Here is a 21,907-nt window from a genome sequence, read left to right as displayed (position 1 = left end):
GGCCGACTTACTCCTCGGCAAAATCCATGCGGTACAACTGGGTGTAGAGGCCGTTTCTGTCCAGCAGCTCCTGATGGGAACCCTGCTCGATCAGCTGCCCCTGATCCAGTACCAGAATTCTGTCCGCCTTCTCGATGGTCGACAGGCGGTGGGCGATAACCAGGGTGGTACGGCCCTGCATGACTTGCTCCAGCGCTTGCTGGATGTGGTGCTCGGATTCCGTGTCCAGAGCACTGGTCGCCTCGTCCAGAATCAGGATCGGCGCGTCTTTCAACAGCGCCCGTGCAATGGCAATACGCTGACGCTGCCCTCCCGAAAGCTGAACCCCATCCTGGCCCAGCCGGGTATCAAGCCCCTGCTCCAGCTGCTCAATAAATCGCCAGGCGTGGGCGTCACGGGCGGCCTGCTCGATCGTCGCATCATCCACGCCGCGAAGCTCACCATAGGCGATATTGTTGCGCACCGTATCGTTGAACAGCACCACCCGCTGGCTGACCATGCCAATCTGATGACGCAGATCCGCAAGCTGGATTTCGGGCAGCGGCACACCATCAAGGAGAATACGGCCCTGATCCGGATCGAAGAAACGGGGCAACATGGCACTGATGGTACTTTTCCCGGCCCCGGAACGCCCGACCAGCGCCACGGTTTCACCGGACTTGATAGAGAAGCTCAAATTTCTCAGTACCGGCTGGGCCGGGTCATAACCATAGGTAACGCCGTCAAATTCAATATCCCCCCGTGCCTTGGCTGGCAACACGTAGGTCCCGGCATCTTCTTCCTGCTCGGTATCCAGCAACTCGAACAGGCTGGCGGCGCCGGTGACCCCGCGCTGCACTTTCACATTCACATCCGTAAGCTGCTTGAGCGGCTTCTGGATCATGCCGGCAGCAGCGATATAGGACAGGAAGCCGCCGACGGACAGGTCTTCCCCCATCAGGTTGATATACAGAAACGTGATGGCACCGATCCCCACAGCCACAAACAACTGCACAATCACCGTGCTGGCAATCTTGCTGGCATTGAGCTTCACATTCTGTTTGGCAAAGCTGCGGCTGACGCCATGAAAACGATCGGCCTCCTGTTCCTGGGCACCGAAAATTTTCACCTCACCACTGCCCTCAATAGCTTCGCCGAGAAAGTGGGTAATGTTTGCCATGGAGGACTGGATACGACGGCTGATCTTGCGAAAGCGCTTGCTGGTCACATTTACAACCAGGGCAATCAAGGGCACAACAGCCACCAGAATCAGGGTGAGCTTCCAGTTTTGCCAGAGCAGGAAGGCGGTCAAGCCGATTACCGTCAACCCTTCGCGAATGATCACGATAATGGCATCGGTACCGGCACTGGTGACCTGCTGGGCGTCGAAGATGATTTTCGACATAATCCGCCCGGACGCATTGCGGTGATACTCCGACTGGGGCAATCGCAACACATGACCAAACACATCATTGCGCAGCACATACACCAACTGCTGTGCTACCCAGTTCATGGAGTAGCTGCCCATGAACTGGCCCAGGCCCTGAAAGATCACCAACACCAAGGGCGCGATGGAAACCAGCAGGACCTTGGCATCGGTAGGCTCGACAATGGTTTCACCGAGAAAACCGGCAAGCTGGGCGGCTCCGGCCTGTGTGGCCGCGTACAGGGCATAGCCGATTACGCTGATAACCAGCATGAACCAGTAGGGTCGAACGTAACTGAGCAGCCGCTTGTAGGTCGGCCACACGTCCACAGAGGATTGACTCATTGTGCCTCGTTGGGAGATTCGCGAGTAGTGAGCGACAGCTTAACAAAACCCAGCTGCCCGGCCACGTCATAAACGCGAACCACCGACTGATAGGCCACATTGGCATCCGCATAGATTTGCAACGGAAGGTCGGTTTTTTCCTGACCCAGTTTCAGTAGAGCCATGCGCAGCGTCTTGCTGTCACTGGCGGCCAGTTTTTCACCATTGACCAGATAATCGCCGGTAGAGGTAATCGTCACCTCCACCTGTTCGGGAGACTGAGCCAACGGTGCCGCATCAGCCTCCGGCAAGGTGATCGACAACTGGGTCTTGTCATCAAAGGTGGTGGAGACCATGAAGAAAATCAGCAGCAGGAACACCACATCAATCAGGGGCGTCAGATTAACGCTGATCTCCTCCTGGCTGGGCCGGGGAAATTTCACGCCTTGCCTCCCGGTTCCGCCTCGCGATCGCCATGGACCAGATCCACGACATGCACCGCGCTCTGTTCCAGCTCCATGGTGATTTCTTCCACCCGACGTACAAAAAAACGATGGAAGAAAATGGCGGGAATCGCCACCACCAGACCGGCAGCAGTGGTCAGCAGCGCCTGGGAAATACCGCCGGCCAGTTGGGCCGCATCGCCCGTACCATGCATCATGATGGCGGCAAAGACATCAATCATGCCGATCACGGTACCCAGCAAACCCAGCAGCGGCGTAATGGCGGCGATGGACCCCAGGGTGCTGAGAAATTTTTCCAGTTCATGGACCACGATGGTGGCACTCTCCTGGATGCTTTCCTTCATGATGTCACGACCATGACGGGCATTGGCCAGACCGGTGGCCAGAATCCGGCCCAGTGGTGAGCTGTCACGCAGCTTGACCAGGTTGCCCTCGTTGAGCAGACCCCGCTTGAGCAGTGTCTGCACCTGCGGCAAGGTATCCGCCGGTGCCAGCTTGCTCGGACGCAGTGTCCAGAAACGTTCCACCACGATGGCCAAAGCCACCACCGAACAGATCAAGATCGGGAGCATCATCCAGCCCCCGGACTGCACAAGATCCTGCACCTTTATTTCTCCCCTCACTCACAGCGGCGCCAATAAAGCGCGCGCCGGGTTAATGGTTACCAGAAACGCCAGGCCGCTGGCCGATGCCAGGGTCTTTCACGATATTGGCGCCATGTTGTTATAAGCGGCACATTATCAGCGGCACCCCAGCGAAACACAATCATGCCATCCCGGTCGGTGCGCAGAACTGTGACACCGGCATTGCCCAGCCGTTGCAGTACCTGTGGATGCGGATGACGAAACCGATTCCGATAACCGGCACTGACCAGGGCATAGGCGGGCCGCAGCTGTCGCAGCAACGCCGCACTGGTACTACTGTTACTGCCATGATGGGGCACGACCAGCAAGTCCGTGGGCGGCAGCTCACCCAACAACCGATACTCGCTCTGCTTACCGATATCACCAGGAATCAACAACGAGCGGTCGGCACCGGCCACATGGAGCACACAACTGGACTCATTGCCCGGCCTGACGCCCCGCCGGGGCCACAGCAACGAAAAGGCCACGCCGTCCCATTGCCACTGCTGCCCGGCATGGCAGGGCCGACTGTCCGGCACCCGTGAGGATTCCCCGCTCAGGACCGGTGCCATCCCCGCCAGCGCATCCGCTCCGCCAGCATGATCATTGTCGCCATGGCTGATAATGATGCGATCCGGTGTCAGCCCCTGGCGGGCCAGCCACGGCACCACAATACGTCTGGCCATACTGTCACCGGGCCAGGATGGCCCGGTATCGTAAATCAGCAGATGCTCCCGGGTGCGAACCGCCAGCGCCAGACCCTGGCCCACATCAAACGCCACCAGCTGCCACTCACCGTCGGGCAATGGCTGCGGGCGCTGGCACAGCCAGGGCAACAACAATAGCGGCAACAGCCGGCGCGGAAAGGGTAACGAAGGTAACAGCAGCACGATCAGGGCCAGCAGCGCAAAGGCGCCATTGATCGCCGTGGGCAGTGGCAACCGCCAGTGTCCGGTCCAGGCAGCCAGCGCGTCCATCAACCACACCGATAACTCGGTACCGGTGGCCGCCCCCTGCAAAAGCCAGGTCTGCTGAAACAGGCTGCCCAGCAACGCCAGAGGTACCACCAGACAGGTATAGAGGGGAATCAGTACCAGATTGGCCAGCGGTGCGCTTACCGACCATTGCTGGAATAAAATGGCGCCGACCAACGCCATGACCAGCGGCAACAGCACCAGCAAGCGGCGCCCGCCATGGCTGGTCAACAGCACGGCGATGGTCAGTACCGCACCGAACGATAACCACAGGCTCTCGGACAATGCGGACAGGGGAAACAGCAGCAACACCAGCAACAGCGCCATACCAAGGCTTTTCCACAGCGGAACAGCCACGCGGGTACATTGCGCCCCGGCCACCACCGCCAGCATGATCACAGCCCGGAGGGTTGGCAGGCTGAAACCGGCCAGGGCGGCATAACCCAGCGCCGCCAGCAACGCGGGCCCCCATGCCAGTTGCTGCAGGGTGAACGCCCCCAACACAGGAAAAAGCCGCTGCAGGAGCGGCCCCAACAACCAACGCCCCAACCACCAGAACCAGCCTGCCACGATGGCAATATGTAGCCCGGAGATAGCCAACAGATGCGCGCCACCGGTTATCTGGAACTGCTGCCACAGTTCAGGGGACAGGTGCGACCGGTCGCCCACCACCAATGCCGGCAGAATGGCCCTGCCTGCCGGTGATTCGGCCACCTGCTCCGCCACCCGCTCTGCCCCGCTCTGCCGCCAGCTATCCAGCCCGACCGCTTCATCCAGCACGCGCCATGCCTTTACCGTGCCTCTGGCATCAATGCCGCTGGCCAGATCACGGCGCGCTGCATCCACCCCGGTGGCGTTGTACACCCCTCGGGGCGCTTTCAGTTTCACCGTCAACGCCAACCGCTGGCCAGCCTTCACCCGAACCGGCAGTTCATAGGCATTCACCCGGATACGATGCCTCCCCGGCCAGGCGGGCGCCGCCCACACATCCAGCGTCAGTGTCTGGCGATAACGCCAGCGACCGAAACGGAACTCCTTGACCGTGGCAGGCAATCCCACCACCTGCCCCTGCACGCTCAGCGTTTCCCCCTCCAGGGATTCCGGCAATCTCGCGGCTAACCCACTGTGCAACTGCACCACGCCGTAGCACCACAACAGCGGCAACCACACCAACCAATGCCTGCCTCGCCGCCAGCCGGTAACGGCCACAACGAACAGCAGCACTGCCGGCCATAGCACGCCCAACCAGCATGCGGATGCCAGCGCTGCCGATAACCCCCACCATCGCATCCCTGCTCCCGTGGATAATCGCCGCCCTCTTCACGCCCGTTGTTTGTATCATGGGATCGGTACATAAAGGCCCGTGAAGGTGTATGCCTTTTTTTCTGATACGGGCATAATAGCCAGCCGCGGGGGTTGGTCAGGTAGGATTCTGGCGCTAATTCATGCCCGCCATGCGCTATCACAACGCATAACAGATGTCGGCGGGATGTCCCGCCTGCCGGATATCCACCGGGATACCGGCAACATTCACGGGGGCTCCGGCCACCCGATCACGGTCTGCAGACACGAGTTCATGCCAAAACGGATCTTCCGCAAATACCTGCCCAAACCTGATCGCCTTCGCGAACACAAAGCGTTGAGCTTTTTGGGTGAGGTGTTGTCCGATCCCAACCTCTGGCATATCAACCGGCGCTCTCTGGCCGGTGCGGCTTTTATCGGGGTATTTTCCGCTCTGCTACCCATCCCCCTGCAGATGGGCCTGGCTGCCCTGCTCGCCGTGCGCTTTCACTGCAATCTGCCCCTCTCCGTGGTGCTGGTATGGATTTCCAACCCGGTCACCTATGTGCCGATTTTCTATTTCACCTACCGGATTGGCGCCTGGATACTGGGCATGCCACCCCAGACCGGCGAAGGCATCACCGTGGCCTGGTTTGTGGAGCAGCTGGTGCCGTTGTGGCTGGGATCCATGCTCTGCGCACTGGTGTTTGGCGGGATGGCCTACGCGGCCGTCAAAGTCGCCTGGCGGCTCGCCGTTGTTCGCAGCTGGAACCTGCGCGCCCACCGTCGCGCCAGAGCAATACGACGGGAAGTCCGCAAACAGGAAAAACAGGAAAACAACGAGGACGACGACTCAGTCTAGGGAGCCTCTAAATAATTCCTTGCGTGCTCAGCGTGGCCTGAAGGGTGCAGCTGTTGCGTTTTGTCGCGACGGGCAGGGTGGCTCCCTTTCCTAGCGGCAAAGCGCAGCAGATGGGCCCTTCAGGCCACGCCCTCCGGGTCTTCCAGGCTAGCCCGCACTCGTTGTTGCAATGTCTCGATGGGTGGACACACACTTTCGACATTGCGCCTAGATTGCGAGCCAGCCTGAAAGACTGAGCATGCAAGGAATTATTCAGAGGCTCCCCAGCCGCCGCAATAGCCCGTCATGCAGCTCGTATTGCTGCGGGCAACGGGAGGCAAACTCCCGGTCGTGGGTAACGATCATAAACGCGGTACCCAGCGTTTCGTTCAGCTCCAGCATCAGTGACTGGACCTGGGCCGCGGTGCGCTCATCCAGATTCCCCGTGGGTTCGTCCGCCATCACCAGCGCAGGTTCAGTCACCAGGGCCCGGGCAATGGCTACCCGCTGACGCTCACCACCACTCAGTGTTGAGGGTTTGTGCGACAGACGATGATCCAGCCCCACCTTCTTCAGCGTCGCTGCCGCCTTCTCCTGGCAGACAGCCGGGCTCTCACCACGAATCAGCAGTGGCATGGCCACGTTTTCCAGCGCGGTGAATTCCGGCAACAGGTGATGGAACTGATAGACGAAGCCCAGATAGCGATTGCGCAGCTTGCCGGTGTCACGATCACTCATGCTGGCCAGAGCATTCCCGGCAATGGAAACGCTACCCCGGGTTGCCCGGTCCAGCCCGCCCAGCAAATTCAGCAAGGTAGACTTGCCCGAGCCGGAGGTACCGATGATCGCCAGGATATCGCCCTGGGTCACGGTCAGATCCACACCACTCAGCACTTCCAGCTCGTTATTGCCTTCCTCGTAGCACTTCACCAGTTTTTCGGCCTGAAGCACGATACCGGTACCGGCAGCATTGCGGGAATCATTCATAGCGCAGGGCCTCCGCCGGTTGCACCCGGCTGGCACGCCAGGAAGGGTAAAGGGTGGCCGAAAAACTGATTACCAGGGCGATGGAAACGATGGTGATCACGTCGGACCACTGCAGCTCCGAGGGAAGATAGTTAACAAAATAGGCATCAAACAGCCGGGTGTTGAAGGTCCGCTCCACCCATTCGGCAAGATTGCTCACATTGGTGGCCATCAGTACACCGAGACCGGTACCCAGCAGGGTGCCGGCAAAACCAATCACGGTACCCTGCACCATGAAGATACGCATGATGGTCCCCGGCGAGGCTCCCAGGGTTCGCAACACAGCGATATTGGCGCGCTTCTCGGTGACCAGCATCACCTGGCTGGAAATAATATTGAATGCCGCCACCGCCACAATGAAGCTGAGCAACAGCGTCATCATGGTCTTTTCCATCTTGATGGCCTGGAACAGATTGCCGTGGCTGCGAGTCCAGTCCCGGGTGTAGTAATTCGGGCCCAGCTCCTGCTGCAACGTCCACCCCATGGCCGGGGCACTGAACAGATCATCCAGCTTCAGCCGCACGCCTTGCACGGTCCCCGCCTGACGGGCCAGCTTGGCGGCATCCTGCACATTGATATAGGCATACAGGGAATCCACTTCCGCTCGCACGCGGAAAATACCGGTGACGGTGAAACGCTTGAAACGGGGCATCACGCCGGCAGGGGAAATGGTGGCTTCCGGCAGTACCAGGGTAACCTTGTCTCCCAGTTCCGCCCCCAGACGACGGGCCAGGCCATAGCCGAGCACCATACCAAACTCGCCCGGGGCCAGTTTCTCCAGCTCACCCTGCTCCATGTAGTCACCCACGATGGACACCTTGCGCTCGGCCTGAGGCTCAATGCCGTTGATCATGGCGCCGGCCACATTGCCACGATGGCTGAGCATGCCTTCCAGCTCCACGAAGGGCGCCACCGCGGTAATCTCATCGTGGTGACCCAGACGACTGGCCAGCGCCTGCCAGTCCTGGACCGGCTCGCGCCCCTGGACGGACAAATGGGTGACCATGCCCAGGATGCGGGTCTGCAATTCCCGGTCGAACCCGTTCATAACGGAAAGGACCGTGATCAGTACGGCAACCCCCAGCATCAGACCCAATGCGGAAATCAACGTAATCACGGAGATAAAACTATTGCGGGCGCGAGCACCGGTGTAGCGCAGCCCCACATAAAAGGATAGTGGTCGAAACATGGAGCGCATTTAACCCGAAACCCGGGACAAATACCACGGGTCTGGAAAACTGCTACATTATGAGTGCTGCTTTGTGAACAACGTCCGCGTTCAGGATCTGGCAAAGTGGTTGAATAAGCGTCCCTAACTTTCTAATATCGAAAGAAAATACATTCTCGCCGGGGGAAGAAATGAAGATAAGAATAATGACGCTGCTGGCCTCTGCAGCGCTGGCCATGCCTGCTGCGGCCGTGGCCGCCGAGGTTCCCCAACGCGGTATGTCTGAAGCACGGGTACGGGCAGACTTCGGTTCACCCTCCTCCGTCCGCGGCCCGGTGGGCTCACCGGCCATTACCCGCTGGAATTATGACGGTTTCACCGTCTACTTCGAAAACGGCATCAGCCTGCATACCGTGGTCGATCGCCCGGCCACCGCCGCACCGGATGTGGTGTCAGGCACCCAGGAATTACCCGCCATTGAGGAAACGACAGCCGAGGCCGAGCAGGAGCCGCAAGCGGCGCCGGAAAGCAACGCCCCGCCCATGTTCGATCCGGTGACCGGCAGTTTTGTCGGTGCGGAAACGAAACAAGAGGCTCCCACCCCGGAAGCCCCCGCTGCCACCGAGAGCCCTGAACCGAAGGCGCCGGAACAGGCCGCCGAGCCGGCGCCCGAACCTGAACCGGCTCCCCAGCCACCAGCCAGTACTGCCGAGCAAACGCCTGAAGCCGTTTCCGAACCCGCCGCCGATGCGGAATCCTCTGAACCGCCCCCTGCCGACGGCGAGTTCCGGTTTGACCCGGTGACCGGTCGCATCATCATTTCCGGTGAGCCAGCCCCGAAACAGGCTGCCGCCGAAAAACAGCAAACGGTGAAGCAGCAGGCCGAAGACGCCGGCGAGTCAGTCCAAGCCGATGTGAAACAGGTGAAAACATCCGTCTCCGACGCGACCACAGACGCCGAACAGCAGGCTGAGCAGGCCACCGCTGATGCCCAGCAAAAGGTCAGCGAAGCCGAACAAAACGTGGACGCCGAGGTGCAGGAAAAGACTGACGAGGCGGAGCAGAAGGCTGAACAGGCAGAGGAAGAATCCCAGGGCGGTTTCTCTATTGACTGGGATGCCCGCCGATAGCACACTCGCGCGCATTGCCCCCTCCAGCGGACTCCATGAGCATGCGCCGACTTCTCCCTGAATGGCACCCCCAATGGGGGGTGCTGCTGGCCTGGCCCGACGCCCACACTGATTGGGCGGATCATCTCGCCGACGCCGAACAGTGTTATCTGGATCTACTTGCCGCCCTGCTGGACCATCAGCAGGTGCGGCTGGTCTGCCGTGATAGCCACTGCGAGCAACGGATCAAGACCCTGGTGGCCGAACGTGGGCTGGACGCCGCCCGCCTGCAACTGATCATTGCCGACTACAACGATACCTGGGCCCGGGACTTCGGCCCCATCGCCGTGGAAGACAACGGCAGCGTGGAACTGCTGGACTACACCTTTACTGGCTGGGGCGGCAAATTTGATGCCGACAAGGACAACACCCTGAACCGCCGCCTGCCCTGGCAGCTGCCTCTGCACAGCCCGTCACTGGTGCTGGAGGGTGGCGCCATCGACACGGACGGTCAGGGCAACCTGCTGACCACCCGCCATTGTCTGCGTAACCCCAATCGCAATCCGGACCTGAGTGAAGCGGAGCTGAGCGCACTGCTCAAGGAACAGCTGGGGGTAACCGATATCTGGTGGCTGGACCATGGGGAACTGGAAGGCGACGATACCGACGCCCACGTAGATACCCTGGCCCGTTTCGTGGATGCCCGCACTATCGCCTACGTGCAATGCCGGGACCGGGAAGACAGTCACTATTCCGGTCTCGCCGCCATGGAAAAGGAGCTACAGGCACTGGCGCTGGCGCACAATCTGACCCTGGTTCCCCTGCCCCTGCCCACCCCGCAATTCAACCGGGAAGGCGAGCGGCTGCCGGCCACCTATGCCAACTTTCTTATCACCAACGAGAAGATCCTGCTGCCGGTTTATGGTTGTAACATGGATGAGGCCGCCATTGATGCCCTGCGAGCCGTGTGCGGCAACCGCACCGTGGCACCGGTAAATTGCCGGGTATTGATCGAACAACACGGCAGCCTGCATTGTGTAACCATGCAATTGCCCCGTGGCGCGGTCTGAAAAGGGTTTGAAGGGTTGAAAGAATTAAAGGAGACATTCATGCGCGTGGCCGTGATCCAGCAGAAAAACCAGTCTGATCTGCAAGCGAATCTGGAGCACTCCCTCTCTCTGATTCGTGAAGCGGCGGACCAGGGCGCCGAGCTGGTGCTCCTGCAGGAACTGCACCGCAGCCTGTATTTTTGCCAGACCGAAGACACCGCCGTTTTCGATCTGGCGGAAACCATCCCCGGCCCCAGCACCGATACCCTGGGCAAACTGGCCAGGGAGCTGGGCATTGTCATTGTCGGCAGTCTGTTCGAAAAGCGGGCCGCCGGTCTTTACCACAACACCGCCGTGGTAATGGAAAAAGACGGCAGCCTGGCCGGCATCTATCGCAAGATGCACATTCCCGATGATCCGGGCTTCTACGAAAAGTTCTACTTCACTCCGGGGGATGCAGACTTCAACGGGGGTCGCAGCGGCTTCAGCCCCATTGAAACCAGTGTCGGTAAACTGGGCCTGCTGGTCTGCTGGGACCAATGGTACCCGGAAGCAGCACGCCTGATGGCCCTGGCCGGCGCCGACCTGTTGCTCTACCCCACCGCAATTGGTTGGGATCCCAGTGACGACGACGGGGAAAAACAGCGCCAGCTCAACGCCTGGATCACCATTCAGCGCGCCCACGGCATCGCCAACGGCCTGCCGGTACTGGTGGCCAACCGTACCGGTTTCGAGCAAAGCCCGGTGGATGACAGCGGTATCCAGTTCTGGGGTAACAGTTTCGTCTGCGGCCCCCAGGGAGAATTCCTGGCCCAGGCAGACAATGACAACGAACAGGTGCTACTGGCCGACGTGGACATGCAGCGCAGCGAGTCCGTGCGCCGCATCTGGCCCTACCTACGTGACCGGCGAGTGGATGCCTACGGCGACCTGACCAAGCGCTACCGGGATTGACCTGCTCGACAACATTACAGAAAGTCCCTTGAGGGCAACGTTGCCGGAAAGTACCTTGCCCGTTTTCCCGCGATCTCAGATGGAGCCCACAATGACACGCCTATCCATGCTTCTTGCCGCCACCTTGCTCGCCGGCTGCGCGGCCCCTTCCGCCATGGTAGTCAGCGATGGCAACCAATCCGAAGGTACCGTGGTCCTGTCCTATGACTACAGCCTGATGCAGAGCCCCAAAGTGGATTGGCAAGAGGGGCTGCAGAAAGCCAGCGCTCAGTGCCTGAGCTGGGGTTATAACGGCGCCCTGCCCTCCGACAAACCCAGCAAATCCTGCAAGACAGAAACCCAGGACGGCGACTGCATCGCCTGGACCCTGAGCACGACCTTCCAGTGCACGGCCAAGGCGCAGCAATCCCAGCAATAGACCACATCCGCCGGTCGGCCGGTATTTATCCGCTTGCTGTGACCGCCGGGTAACCCCGAGCCATATCCGGGTAGGTCAGGCTGGCCGAGACCGCCTCTGCCATGGGAATCACCCGGTGCCCCAGCCGCAATGACAGATCATCCGGGTGAATGCCCAACCGCAGAGGCTGCCCGGTGTGGCAGGCTCTGCGCCAGTTGACGTGATTAACGCCCCGTAAAAACCACTCTCTCAGCGGCGTATCCGCCTCGAAACCTGCCAGGGGCAGAGAGTGCATCCGTTGTGCTCTGGCATCAAAAACGCCTGTCAGCGTCTCGAACAGGCGAAAAGGCATATCCGCCAGCTGGGTGCGACTGATTGCTCCCATGGCCCAGGCCGGCGGCACGTAAAGCTCGCAGGGTTGCAGCCCCTGGTCCAGAAACCATTGGTGGCAATTGCGTATCAAGGCGTCGATACCACTGGCCGACAGGGAGAGATGCTCCGCCACACGCCGTGACAGCAGCAGACTATGCACGCGGTGATACAGACTGATCGGGGGGTCACAGCGATGCAACCAGCCATGGCCGGCCAGCGGGTAGCCCTGCTGCTGGAGCTGGTGCAGCCAGTCCAGATCCGCCGTTTGCCAATTCCGCCCCGGTACCACCAGCAAGGTCACCGCCTGGGGGGACTGCGGTAGCAGCGCCAGAATCCGACTGACCTGCTCGCGGGTTTCCGGCATCACATCGTGGATGGAAACCAGTGCCCGAGGTGCGACTAACGACTCAGAGGGCGCTGCGGGCATAGTTGCTGCTCAGGCGGCGCAACAGCGCCAGGGTCGGGGAAGGCAGTGAACGGTTGGCTGCCGGCACCATCTGGGCACACTGCCCCAGCACGGCGGCCCAATGCTCAATGGCATCCCGATTCATGGTCAGCGCCGCCTGCCTGGCCTGCTTCGCCTTCAGGTCGCGGACCACCGGGCTCAATGACTGCAAGCGATCCAGGGTCTGCTTCAGGCTTTCCCGCGGTTCCATGATCCACAGTCCTGACGCCAGGGCCGGCCATTCATTGATGCCGCAGGCCGGTGTGGTGATTACCAGCCGCTCACGAGCCATGGCTTCCAGAGCCACGGTGCCGAAGGCTTCCACCGAAGAAGGCAGCACCAGCACCTGGCAGCGATCGAGAATTTCCACCACCTGCTGTCGGCGACACCAGCCATGGAATGTCAGGTTGGCGGATGCCTTGCAGGCCTGCTCCACCTTGTTGCGCAGCGGCCCGTCGCCGGCTATCTCGAACTGCAGATCCGGTCGCGAAGCCGCCAGGGCCAGGAAGGATTCAATATTCTTTTCCGCCGCCAGCCGCCCCACATAGCAAACCCGCCTGACACTGTCATGCAGCCGGGTGACCGGCGTATTAACAAACTCCCGGGCCAGCGGCGTGCCCACCAACTGCGGGTTACGGGCGCCAGCGGCACGGGCCTGGGCGATCATGGATTCACAGATAGTGGCAGCGGTATCACTGCCCCGGAACAGGGTGCGGTTGACCCAGTTAAGCAGTCCACCGGCCAGCCTTGCCAGGCGTCGCCCCCAGTACAGCTCCACCAGGCGGTTGTAGTCCGTCTGGAATGTCACGCAGACCGGGATACCCCACTTGCGGGCGATCCAGTACCCGATCATGGAAAAAATACCGGGGCCGGGAATGACGATAACGTGGGGTTTCATTTCCCAGACCAGGGCGCTGAGTTCACGGACCTTGGGGAAGAAAAGCCGCTGGGTGGGGTCGCCGGGGATCGGCATGGACGCACCCTGACAGGGATGCGGTTCCTCCATGCAGGGCTGCACCAGTTCCACCTGGGCCACATGGTCCTTGAGATGCGAGACCAGATCCTGGAAGTAGGCGCCGACGCCATTCCGACCCTTGATCGCATCCACCACAAACAGTATGCGTAGCTCTTTGGTATCCATGGGCGCCAGTATCAGCGCCCCTCATGTCGATAATGTGACAGCATTGCCGCACCATGACGGTGAAATTGCGACAAGATGTAACGAACCCAGAACGCGCTGCATGAGCGTCGCTGGCGGCGCGATTCCGTAACATCTACAACGCCGCTGTAGGAGCGCCGCTTGAGGCGCGAACCAAAACAGTTTCAAGTTGCGAGAAGCGAGTTCCGAAAACCAAAAATTCATTCGTGGGTTTCAGGTTTCGATTTTCGGAACTCGCTTCTCGTGACTCGCAACAGGTGTCGCAAGCAGATTCGTGCCTCAAGCGGCGCTCCTACAACAGTTTTTAATCGATGTTGGGAAGTGGGTATCCGAAACGGTCATAGACCCAGCCGAAGACATCAGCGAGTTCATCGGGGCTAACACCCAGTTCGTCCGGGTTGTAGTGATGGCCGCTGCGGTACTGCTTTGCCTGGCGGTCTTGTGCTTCCAACCGCTGCAGGAAAACCGCTCCAGGCTGCCAACCAAACCGCCGGTAGAACGCCTGCACCGTCGCCGCCGGGGCCGATGCCAATTGCTCCATCACCGAAAGCGCCTGACGTTCCGTCGGGAGGCTTTCCAGCACCTCAAGCACATGGCGGTAGTAATAATCGAGCATGGCCATAAAGCCCTGCCGCCAGTAACCGGTTGTGTCACGGCCATCAAACAGGCGGGCGCCGATCAAAATGGAATTGATCTGGGATGACACCGCCGCGCTGGGATTACGAATACAGCCAATAAAGCGGGCATCCGGGAAGGCCTCTGCCAGAGTCGCCATCCAGGGCGTAAAGGACGGATTCTTGGAGAGCAGTTGCTTGTGGCTGCCGTGGAAATAGAGATGCCGCTGCACAAAGCGCCGGTAGGCCGCGATCAGCCTCTGCTTTTCCTTGTCGGTGCCATCCCGGTCCAGATAGGTGAGACGCCACAGGGCGGGTACCGGTACAGCCAATACCAGCAGAAAGCAGCCCCACACAGGAATCAATGCCAGGTAATCTTCCTCCGGGTCCAGCAGCCCGGTCTTGTGGACCCCGTCCAGACCGCCGAGCAGGCGCCGCTCTATCCATAGCAACACCCGCCCCGCGGGTCGGCCGATCATGTCATCAAGGCGCGCAACAGCGGTCCAGAAATACCGCTGGCTAATCGACGGGGCGAACAGCAGTTCCCACAGGGCCGTGGTGGTAAACCGCTCATCCCTGGCCAGCAGACGGTGCAGAAAGGTGGTACCACTGCGCGGCACCCCGACCACAAAGAGAGGCTCACGAACCTGAACCCGCTGAAAATCAGGGAACAACAGATAATCCAGCAGCAGCCCCAAACCATTGATGGCCTGCACCAGCAGAAACACAGGCCAGAACAACGCCATCACCAGCCATCGTTGCAGCGAAAACCGCCCTGCCCGGCCATCGTAGACCGGCAACCAGCTCATCAGAAAAAACTGCAGATAGCGTTTCAGTACTGCCAAACCGTTCTCCCGGCTATTCCCATGCAGCGTGCACGCTACGCCCCGCCCATGTCATAAAAATGACAATTTTGCCTCTTGTGTCCAGGTCACAGCACTGTCATCTTTCTCGAAAACAATGGCGGCATGACTATCGCAATGACAGCACCCAGCACAGCGCCTCGTCACCCGACACTGGTCGGCCACCGGGGCGCCCGAGGCGAAGCCCCGGAAAATACCCTGGCCAGTTTTCAGGTGGCACTGGAGGCCGGTGTCACGGAAATGGAACTGGATGTCAGGCTATCCGCCGACGGCCATCTGATCGTGCTGCACGATAGCGACGTCACACGCACCACCGGCATGCGTGGCAATGTGCGCCAATACACCCGCTCCCAATTGGGCACCATGGATGCTCGCCGCAATACCCCCGGCTGGCATAGCCCCACGGGCATCCCGTCCCTGCAGGAAGTGGTGGAGCTGTGCGGCCCGGCCATGCGCTTCCAGTTCGAAGTGAAGGGTGCGGATCGGGTGGTGCTGCATCAGCTGGCGCATCACCTCACGCATATGATCCATGAACAGCACCTGCAATCCCGGGTGGTGGTGACCTCCAGTCATACCGGTTTCCTGCGCATGATCGGTACCATGGCGCCGGATGTGGAACGGGGTTATGTGTGCCAGTACCGCTACCTGCAACCCACCCGCCGGGCCCATGGCCTGGGCTGCAGCTGGCTGATGCCTCATTACTCGCTGGTGACCCCGGCGTTAATGCGCCGGGCCCGCAAACGTGGCCTGAAAGTGTCGGTGTGGACGGTGAATGACCTCACCGAAGCGGATCGGCTGGCCCAACTGCAGGTGGATGGCATCATCACGGACTACCCCACCAGTTTTGTCAGCCACTTCCGACGCAGCCCCCGTTACTCGTCCTCGGAAGCAGCGGCAGTGAGCGGCTGATCGGCGAAGAACGCCAGGATTTCTTCCTTGCGGGCCATGGCATCCTTGCGACCCATCTCAATCAGCGTGCGGGTGAAACCCGGCTCGAACAACAGGTAGCTCATGGCACTGGCCCCCGGCGACCGCGTGGCACCCGACCCCCGCAGGAAAAAACGCAGGGCCCGCGGCAATTCGCGGATATGTTCGGCGGCAATTTCATCAATGGGACGGGACGGGTAGATCTTCAGCACATCCACCTGCCGCAACTGGATACCATGCTTGCGCCGGGCGCGCTCACTCATGGCAGAAAGGGTTCGGTTGATCCGCTCCAGCCGCTCCACATCCCCCTCCAGGGTGTCCACAAACACACTGTTGAGCACATGGCCCAGCACCTGGGCCATGGACGGGTAGCCGCTTAACTGGCGCTGATGGCCGGCGCTCATGTTGCCGGACACACCAATGACCAGTAGCCGGGAAGCGCCAAGATGCAACGCCGGGCTCAAAGGCGCCAGTTGCCGCAGCGCGCCGTCGCCATAATAGGCGCCATCCACCTTGCTGGCAGGAAACAGGATGGGAATGGCCGCCGACCCCAGCAGATGTTGCACCCCGATTTCCGAGCGCTTGCCCTTGCGGCGTGCCCGCACCCACTCCGGCAGCGCGCTGTCGCCCTGGAAAAAACTCACCGACTCACCACTGGCATAGCCGGAAGCGGTGATTGCCAAGGCGCGCAAATGGCCCTGATCCAGGTTGTCGCGGATACGACGAAAATTGATCACCAGGGTAAGCAGGCGTTGCAGCGGCATGTTATCCAGTAGCGCGCTGCGTTCCGGCGTCTTGCCGGTGGTGACACCGGAAAACAGCCAGCGAACAATCGCTTTCAGCAACGCGTAGGTATCGGTGCGGTAAACCTGCTCGGCGGTAATATTGGACCAGACCCGTTCCAGCCCCCGAATGGCCGAGCGAAAATTACCGGCATTGGCAGCCAGGGATGCCGCGTTGATTGCGCCCGCAGAGGTACCGCAGATAATCGGAAACGGATTGGGCTCCCCACGGGGTAATAACTCGGCTATGGCAGCCAGTACACCGACCTGATAAGCGCCGCGAGCGCCACCACCGGACAAGATCAACCCGCGAACCGGGTCCTGTTTCTGCATTTCCACCCTCCAAATTTCCACCAGTATGCCGTGACTGACATTCTGTCACCACAGCCGCAATACCACTGGCGATCTGCCGCTTGCCTGCCGTATGCTGGGGCATCTTCTGGAACCCGCGTTTATGTACCGCTTTCAGCTCCGACCCGCCACCTCCGATGACCTGGACGCGCTCACCGCCCTGGAACAGCGCTGCTTTTCATCGGACCGTCTTTCCCGACGCAGCTTTCGCAAATGGCTGAAGCGCCAACACAGTGGCCTGATCGTCGCCGTTGATGATGACAATGCCCTGGCCGGCTATGCCCTGGTGCTGTTGCAACCGGGTACCCGCCTGGCACGCCTTTATTCCATTGCCGTAGACCCTCAGCAACGGGGTCGGAATCTGGGGGAAAAGCTTATGGAAGCCGCCGAAGAGTATGCGCTTCAGCAACGCCGTCCCTACCTGCGTCTGGAAGTGCGCAAGGACAACCCGGCCGCTATTGCCCTTTACGAAAAGCGCGGTTACCGCCTGTTTGCGCAGACACCGGATTACTACGAAGACCACCAGGACGCCCTGCGGTACCAGAAGCGCCTCCTCTTCCTGCCGGACAACGCGGAACGGCTGCATCTGCCCTGGGTTCAGCAGACCACACCGTTCACCTGTGGTCCGGCCTGCCTGATGATGGCCCTGGCCGCGCTCAAACAGCAACCGCCCAGCACCACCGAGGAGTTGCTGCTGTGGCGGGAGGCCACCACCATTTTCATGACGGCCGGTCACGGCGGCTGTCACCCCATGGGGCTGGCACTTGCCGCTCGCCAACGGGGCCTGGAAGCCCGCGTCTGGTGCAACCAGACCGGCCCCTTGTTTGTCGACTCGGTGCGGGACACGGAAAAGAAAGCCGTGATCACCACCCTGCACAACTATTTCGTGGAAACCTGCAAGGCACAATCCCTGCCGGTCTGTTACGAGGATTTCAGCGCTGCGGATCTGGACGATGCCATCGCTGCTGGCAGCATCGTGCTGGTTCTGATCAGCACCTGGCGCCTGGACGGGCGCAAGGCTCCTCACTGGGTGGCTATCAGTGGCAGCGATGAAGAATGCTTCTACATCCACGATCCGGACCCGGGGGAAGACCAGGTTCCGCTGGACTGCCAACATGTGCCCATCACCCGGGAAAAGTTCGACCAGATGCGCAAGTACGGCCAGGCCAAGTTACGCACGGCGGTGGTTCTGGGAGCCCCAGACAACGCCTATCCGTAGGAGCGCAGCTGGCGGCGCGATAACCTCAATAGTGACGAGTCACGAGAAGCGAGTATCGAAAATCAAAACCTGAAATTTGCGAAAGCCAGGTTTTCGCTTCTCGCTACTCGTACCTCGCAACTGCTGTCTATCGCCCCGCCAGCGACGTTCCTACGGATAGGCCAGACACAAAAAAGCCCGCGCAAGGCGGGCTTTTTATTGGGCGGGCGTGGCATTACATCTTCATCACGTCCTTGCCCAGAGCAGCCGCTTTTTCAGCGTCAACTTTCTGGGTATTTTCCTCACACTTGCCCCGGTCACCACCGCAGATTTCGCAGCCTTCCTTCATGCCCAGTGTCGCCAGCCCACCACAGGACCCCTTGATCGGCTTGTTGGAGAGAATCACGCCGACGGCCATGGCCGTGAAGAGCAGGCCGATAAAAATCACTGCGGCCATAATGGTCATCAACATGCTATTTCTCCTCCAGGATTGCATCGAAGGCGGGCGTGGAAAGCTCTTCTACGCCCTCATCTTTTCTGACAATAAAAAACACCGCCAGTTCATGCTGCTTGGCAAACGCCATACCGGCTTCAGGCCCCAGCACGGTCATGGCCGTGGACAGCCCATCCGCCATCATGGCGCTTTCATGCAGTACTGACACGGATGCCAGCGTATGGTTAACAGGATACCCGGTTCTGGGGTCCAGGGTATGTGAATACAGTTGCCCATCAGACTCGAAGAAGTTGCGGTAATCGCCGCTGGTAGCCACCGCCATATCGGTGAGGGCCACCACTTTTTCCACCTCACGGACACCGGCAATCGGTCGCTCTACTGCCACCCGCCAGGGCTGACCGTAGGGCTTTTTGCCGCTACCGCGCAACTCGCCCCCGACTTCCACCAGATAGTTTTTCAAACCCTGGCTTTCCAGCAACTCGGCCACCTTATCCACGGCAAACCCCTTGGCAATGGACGACAGGTCCACATACACATCGCCAGGCTGCAGAAGCTCATTGTCGTTGAGCAGCAGCTGTTGCCAACCAACCCGCGCCATCGCCGCGGTGATCTCGTCTTCCGAGGGAGGCTCGAAACGATCCGGGTCCGGGCCGAAACCCCACAGGTTTACCAGCGGTCCCACGGTGACGTCATAGGCGCCGTCGGTCATGGAAGAAATGGCAAACGCCGCAGACAGTACCTTGACCGTATCCGCCGGCAACGCCATCAATGTACCCGCATCCGCTGCATTGAACCGGCTCAGATCGGACTGCGGCCGGTATGTACTCATTTCCGCGTTGACCTGCTCCAGCGCCGCCTCGATATCCGCTTTCAGATCGTCTACGCCTTCCTTAGGCGTGCCGCTGAACTTCACACTCCAGGTAGTGCCCATGGTCGGGCCGCTGAGAACGGACAGGCGGTTTTTGCTGTCGTCACAACCGGCAAGCAGTAGCAACAGGGACAGTACCAGCAGGGGAAGGATACGGGGCATTGTTCGTTTCCAGTATTCTCAGGGGCGAGTTGAAAGTTCAAAGTTTAAAGTTGAAACGCGACGCCTTTATGTAGCCAAGCTTCAGCCGCTGACGCCGCGCCGAAGCCGATAATCGCGGGTACTGACTGCCAGCCTTGTACTCAGCTACCGCGCGCTTTTTAACTTTAAACTTTGAACTTTCAACTCAAAAAAACGCCGACCCGCAGGTCGGCGCTTTCGGTGTTATCCGCCGAAGTCATCCAGCAGGATGTTTTCCGGTTCCACACCCAGGTCATCCAGCATCTTGATCACCGAGGCGTTCATCATCGGCGGCCCACACATGTAGTACTCGCAGTCTTCCGGCGCCGGATGGTCCTTCAGGTACTGCTCGTACAACACGTTATGGATAAAGCCGGTGAGCCCGGTCCAGTTGTCTTCCGGCTGGGGATCGGACAACGCCAGATGCCATTCGAAGTTGTCGTTTTCTTCGGCCAGGATGTCATATTCATCGTTGTAGAAGGTCTCACGCCAGCTTCGGGCACCGTACCAGAAGCTGATCTTGCGCTTGGAATTGAGACGCTTCAGCTGATCGAAAATATGACTGCGCATGGGCGCCATGCCGGCACCACCACCGATGAACACCATTTCCGCATCGGTCTTCTTGGCAAAGAACTCACCGAAGGGCCCGAATACGGTAATTTTGTCACCCGGCTTCAGGCTGAACACGTAGGAACTCATGATGCCCGGAGAAATGTCCTTGGAACCCGGAGGCGGCGTGGCAATCCGGATATTGAACTTGAGAATGCCCTTCTCTTCCGGGTAGTTGGCCATGGAGTAGGCGCGGATCACTTCCTCATTGTTCTTGCAGCTCAGATCGAAGAAGTTAAAACGCTCCCAGTCACCCCGGTACTCTTCGCCAATATCGAAATCGGAGAATTTCACGTCGAACGGCGGCGCTTCCAGCTGCACATAGCCACCCGCGCGGAAGTCCACGTTCTCGCCTTCCGGCAATTTGAGGGTCAGCTCTTTAATGAAAGTGGCCACGTTATCGTTGGCGATAACCTCGCACTCCCATTTTTTCACACCGAAGAACTCTTCCGGCACTTCGATCTTCATGTCCTGCTTCACGTTCACCTGGCAGCTCAGGCGCCAGCCGTCGCGAATTTCGCCCTTGGTGAAGTGGCCTTCTTCGGTGGGCAGAATATCGCCACCGCCGTCCAGCACCTTGCACTTGCACTGGGCACAGGTACCACCGCCACCACAGGCAGAAGACAGGAAGATACCCTGATTGGCCAGGGTTCCCAGCAACTTGCCACCGGCAGGGGCATCGATGGATTTCTCTTCATCGCTGTTGATGTTGATGTGCACATCCCCGCTGGCCACCAGCCGGGAACGGGCCATCAGGATCACCGCCACCAGTGCCAGCACAATGGCGGTGAACATGACCACACCGAGAATAATCTCAAAACTCATGATTCAACCCCTTCGCTTACAGCTGCACGCCGGAAAAAGACATGAAGCCCAGAGACATCAGCCCCACGGTGATGAAGGTGATACCCAGACCCTTCAGGCCGTCCGGCACATCACTGTATTTCAGCTTCTCGCGAATACCGGCCAACAGCGTGATCGCCAGTGCCCAGCCAACCCCGGCACCGACACCGTAGACCATGGATTCACCAAAGGTGTAGTCACGTTCCACCATGAACAGGGACGCACCCAGAATGGCGCAGTTCACGGTGATCAGCGGCAGGAAGATGCCCAGAGCGTTGTAGAGACTGGGTACATACTTGTCGAGCGTCATTTCCAGGATCTGCACCAGTGCGGCGATAACGCCGATATAGCTCAGCAGGCCCAGGAAACGCAGGTCCAGGCTGGCCAGGGATTCAATCCCGGTCCAGGCCAGGGCGTTCTCGTCCAGCAGGTAGGTAAGGATCAGGTTGTTCACGGGCACGGTAATGGTCAGTACCACTACCACCGCAACCCCCAGACCAATTGCGGTCTGGATCTTCTTGGACACGGCAATAAAGGTACACATGCCCAGGAAGAAGGCCAACGCCATGTTTTCAACAAAGACGGCGCGGACGAACAGGCTCAGATAATGTTCAAACATTCCTCGTC

21 protein-coding genes are annotated in these 21,907 nt (G+C 59.8%); 7 read left to right on the top strand and 14 right to left on the bottom strand.

Going from position 1 to position 21,907, the window contains the following annotated elements; all coding sequences use genetic code 11:
• Nucleotides 1-7: 7 nt before the first annotated feature.
• Genes msbA through A0251_RS09210 form a run of 4 tightly spaced genes read right to left on the bottom strand, consistent with a single transcriptional unit; the run spans nucleotide 8 to nucleotide 5,080 of the window.
• On the bottom strand, nucleotides 8-1,750 hold the full coding sequence (gene msbA, locus A0251_RS09225; RefSeq protein WP_062816557.1) for a lipid A export permease/ATP-binding protein MsbA: 1,743 nt from the start codon (nucleotides 1,748-1,750) through the stop codon (nucleotides 8-10).
• Nucleotides 1,747-2,172: a biopolymer transporter ExbD gene (locus A0251_RS09220; RefSeq protein ID WP_062816556.1), complete on the bottom strand. Its 426-nt coding sequence runs from the start codon at nucleotides 2,170-2,172 to the stop codon at nucleotides 1,747-1,749. The genes msbA and A0251_RS09220 overlap by 4 nt, the downstream gene beginning before the upstream one ends.
• Nucleotides 2,169-2,798, bottom strand: a complete 630-nt coding sequence (locus tag A0251_RS09215) for a MotA/TolQ/ExbB proton channel family protein (protein WP_062816555.1) — start codon at nucleotides 2,796-2,798, stop codon at nucleotides 2,169-2,171. The genes A0251_RS09220 and A0251_RS09215 overlap by 4 nt, the downstream gene beginning before the upstream one ends.
• A gap of 56 nt (nucleotides 2,799-2,854) precedes the next feature.
• Complete coding sequence (locus A0251_RS09210) at nucleotides 2,855-5,080, bottom strand: DNA internalization-related competence protein ComEC/Rec2 (RefSeq protein WP_062816554.1); 2,226 nt, start codon at nucleotides 5,078-5,080, stop codon at nucleotides 2,855-2,857.
• Nucleotides 5,081-5,279: 199 nt separating this feature from the next.
• Between A0251_RS09210 and A0251_RS09205 the strand changes: the two genes are divergently transcribed.
• On the top strand, nucleotides 5,280-5,933 hold the full coding sequence (locus tag A0251_RS09205; protein ID WP_307188433.1) for a DUF2062 domain-containing protein: 654 nt from the start codon (nucleotides 5,280-5,282) through the stop codon (nucleotides 5,931-5,933).
• A gap of 252 nt (nucleotides 5,934-6,185) precedes the next feature.
• On the opposite strand, the gene lolD is transcribed toward A0251_RS09205, so the two are convergent.
• Together lolD and A0251_RS09195 are read right to left on the bottom strand one after the other, a co-directional pair.
• Nucleotides 6,186-6,899 carry a lipoprotein-releasing ABC transporter ATP-binding protein LolD gene (gene lolD / locus A0251_RS09200; RefSeq protein WP_062816553.1) on the bottom strand — a complete coding sequence of 238 codons (714 nt, stop codon included), beginning with the start codon at nucleotides 6,897-6,899 and terminating at the stop codon, nucleotides 6,186-6,188.
• A complete protein-coding gene (locus A0251_RS09195; protein WP_062816614.1) occupies nucleotides 6,892-8,127 on the bottom strand; it encodes a lipoprotein-releasing ABC transporter permease subunit in 1,236 nt (411 codons plus the stop codon). Before A0251_RS09195 ends, lolD begins: the two co-directional genes overlap by 8 nt.
• A gap of 185 nt (nucleotides 8,128-8,312) precedes the next feature.
• On the opposite strand from A0251_RS09195, the gene A0251_RS09190 reads away from it, so the two are divergent.
• From A0251_RS09190 to yecR, 4 genes are all read left to right on the top strand, one after another.
• Nucleotides 8,313-9,236: a hypothetical protein gene (locus A0251_RS09190; RefSeq protein WP_062816552.1), complete on the top strand. Its 924-nt coding sequence runs from the start codon at nucleotides 8,313-8,315 to the stop codon at nucleotides 9,234-9,236.
• Between the two features lie 41 nt (nucleotides 9,237-9,277).
• Nucleotides 9,278-10,285: an agmatine/peptidylarginine deiminase gene (locus A0251_RS09185; RefSeq protein ID WP_062816613.1), complete on the top strand. Its 1,008-nt coding sequence runs from the start codon at nucleotides 9,278-9,280 to the stop codon at nucleotides 10,283-10,285.
• A 39-nt stretch (nucleotides 10,286-10,324) separates the two neighbouring features.
• Nucleotides 10,325-11,218, top strand: coding sequence for a carbon-nitrogen hydrolase (locus A0251_RS09180; protein WP_062816551.1), 894 nt, complete (start codon nucleotides 10,325-10,327; stop codon nucleotides 11,216-11,218).
• Nucleotides 11,219-11,309: 91 nt separating this feature from the next.
• Nucleotides 11,310-11,636, top strand: a complete 327-nt coding sequence (yecR, locus tag A0251_RS09175) for a YecR family lipoprotein (RefSeq protein ID WP_062816550.1) — start codon at nucleotides 11,310-11,312, stop codon at nucleotides 11,634-11,636.
• A 25-nt stretch (nucleotides 11,637-11,661) separates the two neighbouring features.
• Here the strand turns inward: yecR and A0251_RS09170 are convergent, their stop codons facing one another.
• From A0251_RS09170 to A0251_RS09160, 3 genes are all read right to left on the bottom strand, one after another.
• On the bottom strand, nucleotides 11,662-12,414 hold the full coding sequence (locus A0251_RS09170) for a polysaccharide deacetylase family protein (protein ID WP_082810815.1): 753 nt from the start codon (nucleotides 12,412-12,414) through the stop codon (nucleotides 11,662-11,664).
• The gene (locus A0251_RS09165) at nucleotides 12,395-13,573 is read right to left on the bottom strand and encodes a glycosyltransferase (RefSeq protein ID WP_062816549.1); all 1,179 of its coding nucleotides are present in this window, start codon (nucleotides 13,571-13,573) and stop codon (nucleotides 12,395-12,397) included. Before A0251_RS09165 ends, A0251_RS09170 begins: the two co-directional genes overlap by 20 nt.
• 322 nt (nucleotides 13,574-13,895) lie before the next feature.
• Entirely contained in the window at nucleotides 13,896-15,050 is a 1,155-nt protein-coding gene (locus A0251_RS09160; protein ID WP_231874207.1) for a sulfotransferase, read from the bottom strand.
• 135 nt (nucleotides 15,051-15,185) lie between these two features.
• Between A0251_RS09160 and A0251_RS09155 the strand changes: the two genes are divergently transcribed.
• Nucleotides 15,186-15,977 carry a glycerophosphodiester phosphodiesterase gene (locus tag A0251_RS09155; protein WP_082810814.1) on the top strand — a complete coding sequence of 264 codons (792 nt, stop codon included), beginning with the start codon at nucleotides 15,186-15,188 and terminating at the stop codon, nucleotides 15,975-15,977.
• Here A0251_RS09155 and A0251_RS09150 read toward each other — a convergent pair.
• Nucleotides 15,941-17,110: a patatin-like phospholipase family protein gene (locus A0251_RS09150; protein WP_062816547.1), complete on the bottom strand. Its 1,170-nt coding sequence runs from the start codon at nucleotides 17,108-17,110 to the stop codon at nucleotides 15,941-15,943. The genes A0251_RS09155 and A0251_RS09150 overlap by 37 nt on opposite strands.
• 121 nt (nucleotides 17,111-17,231) lie before the next feature.
• Between A0251_RS09150 and A0251_RS09145 the strand changes: the two genes are divergently transcribed.
• Entirely contained in the window at nucleotides 17,232-18,347 is a 1,116-nt protein-coding gene (locus tag A0251_RS09145) for a GNAT family N-acetyltransferase/peptidase C39 family protein (protein WP_062816610.1), read from the top strand.
• Nucleotides 18,348-18,561: 214 nt separating this feature from the next.
• On the opposite strand, the gene nqrM is transcribed toward A0251_RS09145, so the two are convergent.
• The 4 genes from nqrM to nqrE form a co-directional block, all read right to left on the bottom strand.
• Complete coding sequence (gene nqrM, locus A0251_RS09140; RefSeq protein ID WP_197461890.1) at nucleotides 18,562-18,798, bottom strand: (Na+)-NQR maturation NqrM; 237 nt, start codon at nucleotides 18,796-18,798, stop codon at nucleotides 18,562-18,564.
• A 1-nt stretch (nucleotide 18,799) separates the two neighbouring features.
• Entirely contained in the window at nucleotides 18,800-19,810 is a 1,011-nt protein-coding gene (locus A0251_RS09135; protein ID WP_062816546.1) for an FAD:protein FMN transferase, read from the bottom strand.
• Between the two features lie 222 nt (nucleotides 19,811-20,032).
• On the bottom strand, nucleotides 20,033-21,262 hold the full coding sequence (nqrF, locus tag A0251_RS09130; protein WP_062816545.1) for an NADH:ubiquinone reductase (Na(+)-transporting) subunit F: 1,230 nt from the start codon (nucleotides 21,260-21,262) through the stop codon (nucleotides 20,033-20,035).
• Between the two features lie 16 nt (nucleotides 21,263-21,278).
• Nucleotides 21,279-21,899: an NADH:ubiquinone reductase (Na(+)-transporting) subunit E gene (gene nqrE, locus A0251_RS09125; RefSeq protein ID WP_062816544.1), complete on the bottom strand. Its 621-nt coding sequence runs from the start codon at nucleotides 21,897-21,899 to the stop codon at nucleotides 21,279-21,281.
• Nucleotides 21,900-21,907 lie beyond the last annotated feature (8 nt).

The organism is Alcanivorax sp. NBRC 102024 (genome assembly GCF_001602235.1).
Taxonomy (GTDB): domain Bacteria; phylum Pseudomonadota; class Gammaproteobacteria; order Pseudomonadales; family Alcanivoracaceae; genus Alcanivorax.
Note: the sequence above shows the minus strand (reverse complement) of the source record. Positions and strands in the feature narration are given on the sequence as shown.